This window comes from Paenibacillus terrae HPL-003, assembly GCF_000235585.1.
In the GTDB taxonomy this organism is placed as follows: domain Bacteria; phylum Bacillota; class Bacilli; order Paenibacillales; family Paenibacillaceae; genus Paenibacillus; species Paenibacillus terrae_B.
The window spans coordinates 308,824-322,470 of sequence record NC_016641.1; the positions used below are offsets into that span (position 1 = coordinate 308,824).

Annotated in this window: 10 protein-coding genes; 1 reads left to right on the forward strand and 9 read right to left on the reverse strand. The window is 48.9% G+C overall.

Annotation, left to right across the window (positions count from 1 at the left end):
- Positions 1–52: 52 nt before the first annotated feature.
- The 3 genes from HPL003_RS01500 to HPL003_RS01510 form a co-directional block, all read right to left on the reverse strand.
- Complete coding sequence (locus HPL003_RS01500) at positions 53–1,819, reverse strand: UbiD family decarboxylase (RefSeq protein WP_014277871.1); 1,767 nt, start codon at positions 1,817–1,819, stop codon at positions 53–55.
- Positions 1,820–1,949: 130 nt separating this feature from the next.
- Positions 1,950–2,882, reverse strand: a complete 933-nt coding sequence (locus HPL003_RS01505) for a COX15/CtaA family protein (RefSeq protein ID WP_014277872.1) — start codon at positions 2,880–2,882, stop codon at positions 1,950–1,952.
- Positions 2,883–3,098: 216 nt separating this feature from the next.
- Positions 3,099–3,443 (reverse strand): thioredoxin family protein, encoded by a 345-nt coding sequence (locus HPL003_RS01510; protein WP_014277873.1) that lies wholly within the window; start codon positions 3,441–3,443, stop codon positions 3,099–3,101.
- A gap of 217 nt (positions 3,444–3,660) precedes the next feature.
- Here HPL003_RS01510 and HPL003_RS01515 point away from each other — a divergent pair, with 217 nt between their 5' ends.
- The gene (locus HPL003_RS01515; protein ID WP_014277874.1) at positions 3,661–4,950 is read left to right on the forward strand and encodes a DUF2515 family protein; all 1,290 of its coding nucleotides are present in this window, start codon (positions 3,661–3,663) and stop codon (positions 4,948–4,950) included.
- A 28-nt stretch (positions 4,951–4,978) separates the two neighbouring features.
- Here HPL003_RS01515 and HPL003_RS01520 read toward each other — a convergent pair whose 3' ends face one another.
- The 6 genes from HPL003_RS01520 to HPL003_RS01545 all read right to left on the reverse strand — a co-directional run bounded on the left by HPL003_RS01520 (position 4,979) and on the right by HPL003_RS01545 (position 13,631).
- Positions 4,979–6,613 carry a putative polysaccharide biosynthesis protein gene (locus tag HPL003_RS01520; protein ID WP_043922531.1) on the reverse strand — a complete coding sequence of 545 codons (1,635 nt, stop codon included), beginning with the start codon at positions 6,611–6,613 and terminating at the stop codon, positions 4,979–4,981.
- Positions 6,614–6,745: 132 nt separating this feature from the next.
- Positions 6,746–7,225, reverse strand: coding sequence for a DUF456 domain-containing protein (locus tag HPL003_RS01525; RefSeq protein ID WP_014277876.1), 480 nt, complete (start codon positions 7,223–7,225; stop codon positions 6,746–6,748).
- Between the two features lie 54 nt (positions 7,226–7,279).
- Positions 7,280–8,029 carry a Cof-type HAD-IIB family hydrolase gene (locus tag HPL003_RS01530; RefSeq protein ID WP_014277877.1) on the reverse strand — a complete coding sequence of 250 codons (750 nt, stop codon included), beginning with the start codon at positions 8,027–8,029 and terminating at the stop codon, positions 7,280–7,282.
- 94 nt (positions 8,030–8,123) lie between these two features.
- Entirely contained in the window at positions 8,124–10,190 is a 2,067-nt protein-coding gene (locus tag HPL003_RS01535; RefSeq protein ID WP_014277878.1) for a peptidoglycan D,D-transpeptidase FtsI family protein, read from the reverse strand.
- A 184-nt stretch (positions 10,191–10,374) separates the two neighbouring features.
- A complete protein-coding gene (locus tag HPL003_RS01540) occupies positions 10,375–12,459 on the reverse strand; it encodes a peptidoglycan D,D-transpeptidase FtsI family protein (RefSeq protein WP_014277879.1) in 2,085 nt (694 codons plus the stop codon).
- A gap of 20 nt (positions 12,460–12,479) precedes the next feature.
- Positions 12,480–13,631, reverse strand: a complete 1,152-nt coding sequence (locus HPL003_RS01545) for a transglutaminase domain-containing protein (protein WP_014277880.1) — start codon at positions 13,629–13,631, stop codon at positions 12,480–12,482.
- Positions 13,632–13,647 lie beyond the last annotated feature (16 nt).

A 13,647-nucleotide genomic window follows, 5' to 3' on the forward strand; every position in this document is an offset into this window, starting at 1 on the left:
CTCACGCCTCCTTTTATGAATGTAAAATCCGGTTGTTGGGCTGCCTAGGGCGTCAAGCGAAATAACTCGTCCAGCGTTGGTCTACAAGCTTAACAATATCCTCACGCGGCAGCACTTCATCTGGATACCCCGGCTTCATGCGCGCATCCACCACAATTGGCAGCTTGTAGTTCAAATGATGCAAACGCACCTCGCTGTCTGCATACATATCCGTAGCCGGGTTAAACCGCGTAAACACCGTCCACAGGAATGATGCTTGTGAGCGAACGACTTCCTTGGCATCATCTACAATAAAGACAAGCGGCCATTCCTGCTCACCCACAGCCAAGCGCTCCAGTATCCGCGCCGCCAACTCAGGATCCTGCTCAAAGGACGCACCGGATACGACGAGGCAACCTCCGCAATACGGCTCAATCTCGCGAATACCCGGCAGGTCGCCTCCTTCATAGGCGCGAGGCAGTTCACGTACAGGCTCACCTACACCCATCAGGATCGCTTTACTGCCGTGATTCAGCTTACGGCCCGTATAATCAAGTGTATCGTGAGACGTATGATTAAAAATAAACAAATCCGTCGCTGGATTAAATCTCTCCAGAATGGTTTCCAGCAGCAGGTTAAAGTCGGATAAATCAATGACCCGATCCGTGAGCATCAGGAATTTGGTTAACGACAATTGTCCCTGTCCCAAAATGGTAAAGCCTGAGACCAGCGCTTCACGAGAGTAGCTTTCACGCACGACGGCTGCTGCCAGCGCATGTACGCCCGTTTCCGCATAAGCCCATAGGGACTTGACGGAAGGCATCACAAGCGGATAGGCAGGCGACAGCAGACGCTGTAAAAATTCGCCGAGATAGTAATCCTCCTGGCGTGGTTTACCTACAATGGTCGCTGGATAAATGGCATCCTTGCGGTGGTACATATGCTTGACATGAAATACTGGGAAATCATGCTGTAATGAGTAGTAGCCAAAATGATCGCCAAACGGTCCTTCCGGACGGCGTTCATGAGGCGGCACATAGCCGCTGATCGCAAATTCGGCCTCTGCCGGAATGCGATGACCCCCAAGCGGGTCCTCAGTCATCGGCAGCTTGCCGCCCATAATGAGCGAGGCAAGCAGCAGCTCAGGCAGATTTTCCGGTGCCGGAGCAATCGCAGACGCAATCAGGGCTGGTGGCCCGCCGATAATAACTGTCGTTGGCAACGGCTCATTACGCAGCTCAGCTTCATGATAATGAAAGCCGCCGCCTTTATGAATTTGCCAATGAATCCCGGTCGTCTGATCATCATAAATCTGGATACGGTACATGCCCAAATTATGATCCTTGGACTGACCCGGCTTCTCGGTATATACGAGCGGAAGCGTGATAAACGGCCCCCCGTCGTCCTGCCAACTCGTCACTCTTGGGAGTGGAGCCAGCGGAGCATCCGTACGGCGAACTCCCAATACAGGAGCCTCGCTATGAGATACTGTTTTCAGCCCTACTTTTAGCATGTCCTTAATCAACCCACGTTCATTCCACAATGCCTTGGGTGTGGGTGGAAGCAATGTTTTGGTCGCCCCTACAATCGCATCCATCAGTTGTTCCGGGCGAGGCCCAAAGGCCATATCCACACGACGGTTTGTACCAAACAGATTGCTGGCTACAGGGAACGGAGTACCTTTTACATTGGTGAACAGTAATGCCGGTCCCTCTTCCTCAATAACTCTCCGATGAATCTCGGCCAGTTCCAAATAAGGATCGACGGGTGCTTCTATAATTTGAAGATTATTTTCTTTACGCAACGCTTCAATAAATTGGCGCAAATTCTGGTAGATCAACTGGACGATTCCTCCTAAGCAAATCAAGCCCTCGAGAAACTCGCGGGCCTGGTTTGTTTCTTATCTGCTATTATACGTGCTTAAGCGCCCCTTGGGCAAAATATCCGCTTCTCTATGATCTATGAAATGCTTAGGTACGTTGTGCTTGGGTCGAAACAAGCTTGCGGTCTGGTGACAATTCCCATACACGATAGCTCAGATAAGCCAAAATGGAGAACAACGATGCAATCACCAGCATATGTCCCAGCACGACAAACATGTAAATTTCAGGTCTATTGACGTACAGCAAGCTAATCCCAATCAACACTTGAAGCATGATTAACACGACCGATACGACACCCAATATACGAATATCCCGGTGATTTGGGTGATAACGGTATGAGTAGTGACCCACGGCCAGGATAATGACGAACAGCAGACCGGCTGAAATCTGGTGAAGCAGCAACGGAGATATAAAGCCCCCGATATTTACAACCTTCTGGATGACCGAGTGACTGAGCAACGCCCCTGAATATACAGCAATGTAGGTATAAATCGTCGAAAGCCATATAAAGTTACGAAAGCCCCGACTGACAGGTCCAGGGATCAGACGCGGGGTGTGGCGTGAATCCGCATGCTCCTGCCAGGCTCCCAGCGTCATCATGGTCGCACTGGCAAAAGCGATAAGCGCAAAGCCAAAATGCAGTCCCATGACTGCAGCCGATTGGGAAAACAAGACAGCCAACGCCCCCATTGCTCCCTGTATGATGACAAACATGAGCGTTAACAGCGAGAATAGCTGTAAATCCTTCCGATGCTTCATAAACAACAAAAAGCCAACAAATGAGGCGATAGAAAGAATCCCGGCCATGGCACTGACGGAGCGATGAGAGAACTCAATAAGGGATGCAATCGTATGTGCCGGAACCAGCTTACCATTGCAAAGCGGGAATTCCCGGCCACAGCCGAGACCCGAATCCGTCCGCGTTACGACCCCTCCACCAAAGGTAGCCAGAAACATGACAATACATGTTACGAGTGCCAGCCATTTTAATAATCTGATTTTGTTATTCAAAGAATTCACCCGTATCCTTCCAAATATAATATTTATTCACTTTATATGTTGTGAAATACTCACTTAAAGTAATTATAACTGATATATCGTTCCTTGACATACGAGCTTTGTTGACAAAATGTGAACGTGTCCGCAAGAAAGCCGCCTCCTTCGGAAGGAAGCGGCTTTCTGAATGTCCTGATGATTAAGGTTCCCTTTGGAGCCATCATACATACAAATTATCAATTATTTTGCCAAGCTCGCGTGGACTTCAACAGCCCGGTCCAAAAACTGCTCGATTTCCTCACGGGATTTACGCAATCTGTTCACCAGACGCACCAGCTCGCGGCCTTCACTGTAAGCGATAAAGCTGGGAATACCCAGTACATTTTGCTCTTGGCTAACACTCTCCGCCTGCTCTACATCAATTTCAATCAATGTAAGCTTGTCTGCATATTGCTGCTCCACATCAGGCATGAACGGATCAATGAAATGGCAATCCCCGCACCAGTCCGCCTTAAACACAGCCACCGTTACACCAGAAGCGGATATTACCTTATTAAAGTCCTCATGAGAGACGATCTTTTGCATGGATTATTCCTCCTTGAATTCGGTTTGTACAAAAGAGCTTGTGCTCTCTATATTGTAACGCCAAGTGGCGCTTTTGCACACTCCCCTATTATTCCCGTATCATCGATTGGAAGCCCTGTCATCGAGACATACTAACCATATAAACTTAAGAACACTCTATCCCGGCATATCTAACGGGGTACGGAGTGTTCTCATCATTGAAAGGAGGTTACCAAGTATGTCTCTCACCGAATGGTTCCATGTGGCATCACGTCAGCTTCAGGGTGGGCTAAAGCTGCTCGGTTCCGTACCACGTGCTGCGGAGGAAGCGTGGGAAGGCAAGCGGGCGGCCTGGACCGAGTCCCGCAAACTGCGCTATCCGCTGCGTGAGCTACCGTGGGATTACCATACCGCACAGGCCGCTATGGATGAAGCCGAAGCACTGATGCTGGTGAATGGACCCGCATCCCGTCCCTCTTCTCTGAATATGCCCTTATGTGAAACGGACTGCGAGCTGGTCGAGCGGATCAAGAACGATACGGCACAGCAGAATCGCAGCAATATCACACGGACTGCCGCTTACCTCGAATGCTATCGCGGCTATCCGGAATTGCATTGGGCACTGCTGGCTCATCTCGTTTCCCGCAACGGCGGTTACAATATGACCGATTTGAAGGGTGGTCTGATCGATAGTTTCTTCGGCGAACAGGAAAAGGAATGGTTATATCGGCTGCTGGAGCGCTGCAATGCCCTTATTTTTCAGGACGCCTACCCGCAGCTGCAACTATACATGCACAGCCGTCATCTGGGCCGAAGCTGTTTTCATTTGCTACCCCATTTCCATGTATCACCATTCATGAGACCCTTCTGGGAACGTTTCTGGGCTTGGCGGGACAGCTCTCTGTTGACCGTCGCCCTCATTATTAACGAACAGAACTATATTGAGGGCCGTGTTGTGAAGGACCCGTATTTTCAAAAATTTGTGATGCACAAGCCGGGTTTTTATTTGCATGATTGGCTCCAGCTCAACCAGATTATATTTCCGCTCGGATTGAATGACGGGCTCGCCGGACTGGTGATGGAACGTTTTGGTCATCTGGACGAGCGGATCGGCTTCGGTAAAAGCCTGTATGCCATGCTGTTCGGACACCAGCAGGTGCTGGATCAAGTAACAGCATTCGCTACCAGCGTGCCCCACACTGGCTCACGCAGCGACTATTGGCCGGGACTGTTCACTCCGGACAAACAAAAAGCGCTGCGCTCCCCTGAAGAGAGTGCAGCGCTCTTGGCGCATATATGGCTACCGCAAGGACAACGCCTGTACAGCCCCGAGCTGAACGCCGTCTGGTCGGATACCTCTTATGATCCGATCCCCCGTTACGACTGGTTTCAGGACGGTTCCACGCTTGGGCACCTTAGCGAACCCAAGCGACCGCTGTTATTTGCCATGCGGCATGAGCACCGCCATGGCATCCAAAAAACAGCCATGGCCCATGACGCCCATGCCAGCCTGCGGCCTTTCCACTAAAAAAGCAGGAGGGCTGCCAATGCTTCTTTTAGCCTTGTTGTCCTGAAGACTGACGCTGTAGACGCATCAGCGGACGCAGTACTTTTTGCAATATACGCGGATAATTGCCCAGCTCGTCCCTGCGAAGCACGCCCAGGACTACCAGCAGCACCAGATAGCATACCAGCACAACCGCTCCGGCAATACAGCATGCGATGAAGAAGGCCACACGTGCAGGCATGATATGAACCAGCAGAATACAAGCCTCATTCACACCATATCCAATGGCTCCCGAAAGCACGACTGCGGTCAAAAAGCCTGCCCAGCGACGGCCCATGATGGAGAAGGATACGATGCCTTTGAGTACACGCAAATTCAGCAGCGTAATGACGAGGAAACATAATCCGGTTGCGGCAATGATGCCGTAAATTCCAAGCCAGCCGGCCAGCAGCCAGCTCGCCAAGAACTTAACGACGATACCGACCAAGACATTAACCATGGAAATACGCGGTTTGCCCATACCAATCAGAATTGAGTTGGAGGTCATCATCGTAATCTGAAATATCGTTCCCAGTGTCAGAACAGCGATAATCCCGCTGCCTCCAAGCGAGCTAAACAGTAAACCATTGATGGAATAGGCGGTTACACACAAGGCCAACACAATCGGCATTCCGGTCAAAATAGAGATACGCAAGGCCAGCGTCATCTGATTTTGCAAATGCTGTTCATCCTTGCGGGCAAAAGCCGCCGAAATGATCGGAATGAGCGATTGACTGAGCGCGATAGCCAAAATCGGCGGAATCCCCGCCACACTCTGCGCACGTGCTCCCAAATAACCCAACTGGGTGGTTGCCTGATCCAAGCCGATTTGGACGGACAGCAATCTAACCACAATCGACGTATCAATAAAGTTAACGGCCGGAACGGTCAAAGAAGACAATACAATTGGAATAGACAGCGTAAAAATGTCTTTGTAAATGCGCATCATCGGCAGCGCGGAGCTTTCCTCCTGGAATTGCTCTTGTCGATCCTGACGATCCTGACGACGCATTTTCACCGTATAATACAGCATAACTGCCAGTGCGCCAACGCTTCCCATGACACCCCCGAACGATGCCCCGGCCGCAACCTCGCGATCTCCATAACCGAGCTTTAAAATAATAAAAGCGAGCAAAATTGCAGTAGCCACCCGTGCGACTTGCTCCACAATTTGTGAAATACCGCCTGCGGTCATGTTACCGCGCCCTTGGAAGTACCCACGCATCATGGCAATGGCGGGAAACAGCAGCAAGGCTGGTGCCAATGCCTGAATAGCCAAAGCCGACTGCGGAACCCCTGCCACATTCTCGGCAAAATAAGGCGCACCAAAATATAGCACCATCGTAATGATAATGCCCGCCACCGCCGCAAACAACAACGCCGCATGATACACACGTCGCGCTTCCGAAGGCCGATTCAGCGCGTAGCGTTCGGAGACCATTTTGCTCAACGTGCTTGGAATACCCGCTGTAGCCACCGTGAGCAACATTAAATAAGCGTTGTTCGCTATTGTAAACGAGGCGTTCCCCACAGAACCAAGCAGATGCTCTAACGGAACACGCTGCACCAGACCAAGCACTCTCGCCACCAAGGCGGCTGCGGCTAAAATAAGCGTGCCTCTAAGAAATGTTTCTTTATTGGACAAAATGCGTTTCCCTTCTTTCTTGCTGTTCACATGCATGCAAAAGCTCCGCAAAGCAGTCATGGCCTGAGCCATCACCGGTGCGGAGCCGCATGTCGATTCTGTCTCTGCAAATCACAAGCATAGGATGTTAAGCTAGAACACCCAAATCAAGAATACAAGAATCATGACAAGCTGTAAAATTACTTTCATCACGGTGCTGGTAAACAGCCCTAATACAGAACCAAAGCCTACTTTAATCGCTCGGTCCAGCGGGGCCTTGCTAATGAGTTCACCCAGCACAGCGCCAATAAACGGCCCTAAAATCAGACCAAACGCCGGAATCACAAAAGGGCCGATAATAATCCCGATGGTACTAAGGATCGTGGACAGACGCGAGCCGCCAAATCGTTTGACCCCCCACGCAGTGACGGCATAATCTGCAACAAATAGTGTAACAACAATAAGCGTCTGTATGATCCAAAACCATGCATTATAAGGAGCGAACGAGAAAAACCAGCCGTACACAAAAAATGCAAAATAAATGGCGAGCGCCCCTGGCAATACGGGGTATACCGCCCCGGCCATGCCAACAATGAACAGTGCCACAATAATAATCCAGCCTACAACGTCCATTGGCTCCCTCCTTCTCGTCCAATTATTATTTTATATGCTTCATCATTCGTTCTCTTAGACAAGTACATAATCGCGGATAACTTCAACGATGCCATCTTCATTGTTCGAAGCTACGACCAGATCCGCCGCTTCTTTTACCGTATCCTGTGCATTACCCATCGCAACACCCAGTCCAACCGCTTGAATCACAGCCAAATCATTCAAACTATCACCCACTGCGACTACCTGTTCCATTGTAATTCCAAGCAAATCGCATACTTCAGCAATCCCACTGGCCTTCGATATACCAGCCGGATTGATTTCCAAGTTCGTCATGGATGAGTTGGAAATTTCAAGTCCACCCATGTCCTGAAGCTTGAGCAAAATTTGATGACGAATTTCGTCATTTTCCGTATTATAACCGAATTTGAGCCATTTCTGTGTATCCAATGTATCCGGCCAACGATCTCTGTTAAATAATTCATCAGTGGAGTATGCCCAGAACCAGGACCCGGTTTCTACAGCAATCTGATGCATTTCCCGAACTAGCTCCTTATCAAGCAAATAACGGCGCCACAGTTCATGTGGGGATTTCCATACCTCGCTGCCGTTTACCGTTACCATAGGTGTATCCAGGCCGAGCTGTTGCCCGTAAGGCAAGGCATGCATCGCCGCCCGTCCGGTAGACAAGCACACGTGAATCCCCTCTTGAATCGCCTTGTTAATCCAGTTGATCGTTTCCAGCGTAATTTCATGATTGTCGTTCAATAAAGTTCCATCCATGTCGAGCGCAAGCAGTTTGTATTTATATTGGTTTTCTCCCATGGGTTCTCTTCCTCCTGTATGTCCCTTATGTCCAACGACATTTTACCATGAAAAAGAGAAGCCCACAAAAGAATTCAAGTCCTCACTTCGCTGCCTACGGCTTTTTGGGGGTACCATCCAACCCGTAAACCTCGTCATAAGCTTCAAATATTTTACGTGCCACGGGTCCAGCGCTCGTCGCGCCAAAGCCCCCTTCAGGAATAATGACCGCTACGGCCAGCTTCGGATTTTGACGCGGAGCAAAAGCAATAAACACCCCGTTATCTTTAACAGCACGTCCCACCACCTGCTCAGAAGTCCCCGTTTTACGAGCATAATCATACGGAAACCCGTTAAATGCTTTAACATCCGTAGCCATACCGCGAATCACCGTATTCCAGTACGTATCTGAAAAAGCAACCTCATTCAGCACCTTGGGCTTGAACTCACGCACGAGGTTGCCCTGATCATCCACAATTTTACTGACCAAATGCGGCTGCATACGCTTGCCCTTCGTTGCCAGCACAGTTGTATACTGGGCAAGCTGCATCGCCGTATATTTCCCCTGTTGACCAAAGGATGCCTGTACCAAGCGTGTCAGCGCACTTTCATGCTTGCTCGTATACTCAAGTCTGCCTGCCCACTCGCCCGGCAGATCGACTTCAGTCGGTACGCCTAATCCAAATTCCTTCATATACTTGTCCCATACATCAATTCCCTGATGCACCCCTGCATTACTTCCGTATTTGTCATACAGCGGCTTGCCGATCATATCCACCATGAAGGTATTCGACGAGAGCTCAATTGCCTTGCTAGGTGTCAGAGGACCATACACATGTCCACTCGAATTACCGACCCGGCTTGATCGATTTTTACCGTAGTATGCGCTCCCCGTATCCAGATAAGTTTGTCCGGGAGAAAATAAGTTTTCCTTCAACCCGATCAGCACGGTTAGGGGTTTAATGGTTGAACCCAGCAGCACCGAGGATTCCGGGTGCGGACCCGCTTTTCCGCTAGGTACGGATTTAATCGTTCCGTTCCCCATTTTATGCTGAATTTCGTCATATACCGCAGGCGATGTACTTCCCGTCTTCCATACATTGGAGTCATAGTCCGGCATACTGGCCATCGCTACGACATTCCCTGTCTCGACCTCCATCGCTACAGCGAAGCCAGTAGTGGCATCGCCGTGGAGCTTACCCGATACCGGATGGGTATGAAGCCAACGAAGCTGATCTACAATCGCTTGTTCCGTTTTTAGCTGAATTTCCTTGTTAATGGTGGAATACAGATGGTATCCTTTTTTCGGAGGAGTAATGGATTCAATGCCTTCCGGCATGCTACGCGGATTTACCTCTACCGTTTTATAGCCGTTTTTTCCTCTCAGCACATCCTGATACTGAAGCTCCAAGCCATCATATCCGACGGTCTCACTTTCCGAGTAAACCTGTTCGGGTCTTAGGAGCTCCGAATTGGCTTGATATATCTCCTTGTATTTTGGCCGATTGGTTCGCGCTCCTTTGAACTTGTACATATATCCAATCGTTTGCACCGCCACCCGATCCGGGTCATAATGGCGCACACTCTCCTCCACTACTTCTACTCCGGGAAACTCCTGCCGATGCTCCAGAAAATATGCGATTTCCTCCCGATTCAAGTCAGATTTGACCAGGCGCGGAGTAAAGCCCCTGTATTGAGTGTAGTCCTTGTCCAGCCGTTCCTTAATTTTCTCTACATCAAGCTGCTCGCCCTCTGTACTTCCTAACTCACTCAGCTTGGCAGCAAGCTTTTCAGCAAAAGCATTAAACTCGGGAAGCAGTTTTTTTCCCGGCTTACGGTCTTTTTCTGCTCGTTTGCTGTAATCCTTTGGTAAGGTCACATACAGCGACTGTACCGGAGTTGAATACGCCAGCTTGACGAGACCCGTAGAGTCATAAATCGTGCCGCGTCTCGGGGCTAACGGGACATTTTTCGTATTTACGGATTGCTGCTGCTCCTTCAGTTCTGCCGATTGCACAAACTGTAAGACCGCCAGTCTGGTAATGATGATGGCAAATAACGCAAAAACACTGAAAAAAAGAAGATTGGTCCGATAAACCGTCCGCTTTTTTTGTGTCTCTTCATTCTCTTCATGGCTTTTCTTTTTGAATGAAAACTTCTTATCCAAACTTCCTCTGTCCATATTAGCAGATCATTACTCCTTTCACCGGGGTTCTCATATTCCTGATCCTACCATAATAGTGGTACATAACGATGAATTTGGTGGTTACAATTTTGTAAGAAAACGTATAAAGATCATTAAAAAAAAGCTCCTCTCAGCACAAAGGCCGAGAAAAGCTTTAAATGAAATTATACGTAGTACGTTATTATGGCTGTTTGACTGCATTGGAATCGGATGCTGTAGCATCCTTTTTCTTAGGTACTCCGTCTAATCCATACACTTCATCATAGGCGTCAAAGATTTTGCGTGCCACAGGTCCCGCACTCCAGGCCCCGAAGCCACCTTCCGGAATAACAACCGCTACAGCCAGTTTGGGATTCTGACGTGGCGCAAAGGCAATAAATACTCCGTTATCCTTCAGCGTTCCGCCTACGCTTTGCTGTGATGTCCCCGTTTTACGTGCATAGTCATACGGGAAACCATTAAATGCGCTGACGTCTGTAGCCATCCCGCGTATGACTTCATTCCAGTAAGCATCCGGGAATTTCACTTCATTCAGTACTTTCGGCTTAATCGTTTGGACTACATTGCCGTTGGTATCTTTAATTTGACTGACCAAATGCGGCTCCATCCGTTTGCCCTTGGTAGCCAACACCGCTGTATATTGTGCAAGCTGGAGCGTTGTATACTTCCCTTGCTGACCAAAAGAAGCGTACGCCAATTTGGACAAGGACGACTCCTTGCTTCTAGGTCCATACTCTCTTAACCCAGGATATTCCATTGGCAAATCTACACTCGTAGGCACGCCTAGTCCAAATTCCTTCATGTAACGGTCCCATACATTCACACCTTGATCTTCCTTGGCATTATTAATGTATTTGTTGTATAGTCTTTTGCCTACCATGTCGACCATGAATGCATTCGAAGAATGTCGAATGGCAGATGCTGGGTCCAGCCCGCCATACACATGTCCTGAAGAGTTCCGGACCCGTGACGAATTATTACGTCCAAAATAAGCCGCCCCTGTATCCTGGTAATAGGAAGAAGTACTGAATAGACCTTCCTCTAAGCCCACCAACACAGAAAGCGGTTTGATCGTGGAACCAAGTAGCACAACCGACTCCGGATGCTGACCCGATTGACCGGAGCCAAAAGAACGTATAGTTCCGTTCAAATATACATTTTGGATTTTTTTGTAATTATCTGATGAAATATTTCCAGTTTGCCAATAGTTCGTATCATAATCTGGCATACTGGCCATCGCTACCACATTCCCTGTGTCCACTTCCATGGCTACAGCAAAGCCTGTCTTGGCATAGGGATGAGTCTTGCCAGATACTGCATGTGAGTGGAGCCATCTCAATTGATCCATAATGGCGTTTTCTGTTTTAACCTGAATCTCTTTGTTGATGGTGGAATAGATGTTATTCCCTTTTTGCGGAGGGGTAACTGAATCCACACCTTCCGGCATATTACGCGGATCAATAGGAACGGTTTTATACCCGTTTTTCCCGCGCAACTGTTCCTGATATTGCAGCTCCAATCCATCAAAGCCAACAGATTCGTTATCCATATAGATCAGGCCCGGATCATTTTCCGCTGACATGGATTTTTGAATGTTTTTATATTTATCCAGGTTTTCACGCGCGCTTTTATAACTTTTAATGTAACCCACTGTTTGAACAGCCACCGTATCAGGATCATAATGGCGTACAGTTTCCTCAACAACATCTACCCCTGGAAACTCGCTTTTATGCTGCATGAAATAGGCAACTTCATCTTTATTAAGATTGGTTTTAATCAGACGCGGCGTAAAACCGCTAAATCTCTGATAGTTTCGGTCCATAGCGTCCATGATTTGCGCTGCCGTCATTTTCGGCTCATCTTTATTACCATATTGAGCAAACCGATTTGCCAGCTTTTGTGTCATATTTTCCAGCTCAGGCAACAGCTTTTTATCTGGATTACGCAACTTCTCCATGCTGTCACTATAGTTCTTGGAGAGCGTGATATACAGCGATTGTACAGGTGTAGAGTACGCCAGTCTGTTCTGCCCGGTTGAATCATAAATCGTTCCGCGAATCGGCGTAAGCGGTACATTTTTGGTAACATTACTGGCCTCCTGCTGCTTAAGCTGAGGGCCCTCCACAAATTGAAGTATCGCCAGTCTTACGATAATAACCGTAAATATAATGAACGAGCTGAAAAAGAACAGATTGATTCGGAAGCTGAATCTTTTTCGGTCGGACGTCTCGTTGTCTTTTCCTTGCTCGTTGTCCATCTTTCTCATGTGCCCTTTTCCACTCCTTATTAAATCACTTTATCCTTGATATGTGTCTGGGCAAAACCAGCCGGATTAAACCAGTCTCCACTCTGTGCCCAGGTCGGGTCTAACGGTACCCACTGATTCTGCCCACTCAAGTACACTTCATTCCAGGCATGTGAACCGTAGCCTCCCTGCCCGTTGTAGCCAAGCCCGGTCACCACCTTGACCTGAAGTCCCTGAGAACGGGCCATCACCGCATAGAGGCGGGCATAGTCAATACAGACACCCTTGCGTGTATCAAACGTATCTCTGGGGGTCTGCTCATGCCAGTCACCACGCTGCTCATAGGCTTCCACCTTGCCGTAATCATAGCTGATGCGCGTGCCTACCCACTGATACAACGCTCTGGCTTTTTGCTCATCGCCGCTTGCCCCCTCTGTAATCTTGGTCGCGGCCTGCTCAATATCGTTCGGGATATCCCGGTCGATCATTTCATATTTACGCTGCAAAATGCCGTTCAATTCCTTGGTAACGGCCTGCGTAAATACGGGCAGCTTATCCTTAATCAGCGTACCAGACAAAGGTTCAATAACCGATTGCGCTCCTTGTTTATAAATCGGTGAAGCTTGGACATAGCTACTAAACCCGCTGTCCGGGTATAAACTTACACCTATAAACAGCAAGGCTATGACCATCACCGCGCGTGCTCCACCGATAAGGGTACCAATCCCGGCCCCCGCCAGCCTGCTGAAAAAGCCCGATTTCTTTTCCTGCTCACGTAGAGAGTTATCCGATCTGCCACCCACCATCATCACATAAATCGCACGCAGCACAAATTGCGCGACAGCATAGCTGAGCATGAACAATACAGCAAAGCGCAGCAGCGGAAAGCCCTCAAGCCCAGCTACAAGCGTATAATAAAATTGTTCAACTCCGCTCAATCCACGTTGCGGCAAATGCTCCATATAAGCGGTTAGCCATTGCTGCACCTTCGGTGATAGCCACATAGCCAACCCTAATGAGCACAGAATTCCAGCAACAGTCAGTATGCCATCCACAATGAGACCGAATAGTGCACCTACAGATCTGGAAGCTCCCCGCCGCCAGCCCTGTATTAACGACAAAAGAACGATAGTGATCAAAAACACCGTCACGCCATTCCAATGAAGGACAGGCTCCAGCCAGGATGGTTTCATCATGCTCCCCCTGTCT

Excerpts from the sequence above, each read along its gene's own strand:
- HPL003_RS01510 (WP_014277873.1), bottom strand. The coding sequence starts at position 3,443 with ATGCAAAAGATCGTCTCTCATGAGGACTTTAATAAGGTAATATCCGCT.
- HPL003_RS01515 (WP_014277874.1), top strand. The coding sequence starts at position 3,661 with ATGTCTCTCACCGAATGGTTCCATGTGGCATCACGTCAGCTTCAGGGT.
- HPL003_RS01525 (WP_014277876.1), bottom strand. The coding sequence starts at position 7,225 with ATGGACGTTGTAGGCTGGATTATTATTGTGGCACTGTTCATTGTTGGC.
- HPL003_RS01530 (WP_014277877.1), bottom strand. The coding sequence starts at position 8,029 with ATGGGAGAAAACCAATATAAATACAAACTGCTTGCGCTCGACATGGAT.
- HPL003_RS01535 (WP_014277878.1), bottom strand. The coding sequence starts at position 10,190 with ATGGACAGAGGAAGTTTGGATAAGAAGTTTTCATTCAAAAAGAAAAGC.
- HPL003_RS01540 (WP_014277879.1), bottom strand. The coding sequence starts at position 12,459 with ATGAGAAAGATGGACAACGAGCAAGGAAAAGACAACGAGACGTCCGAC.
- HPL003_RS01545 (WP_014277880.1), bottom strand. The coding sequence starts at position 13,631 with ATGAAACCATCCTGGCTGGAGCCTGTCCTTCATTGGAATGGCGTGACG.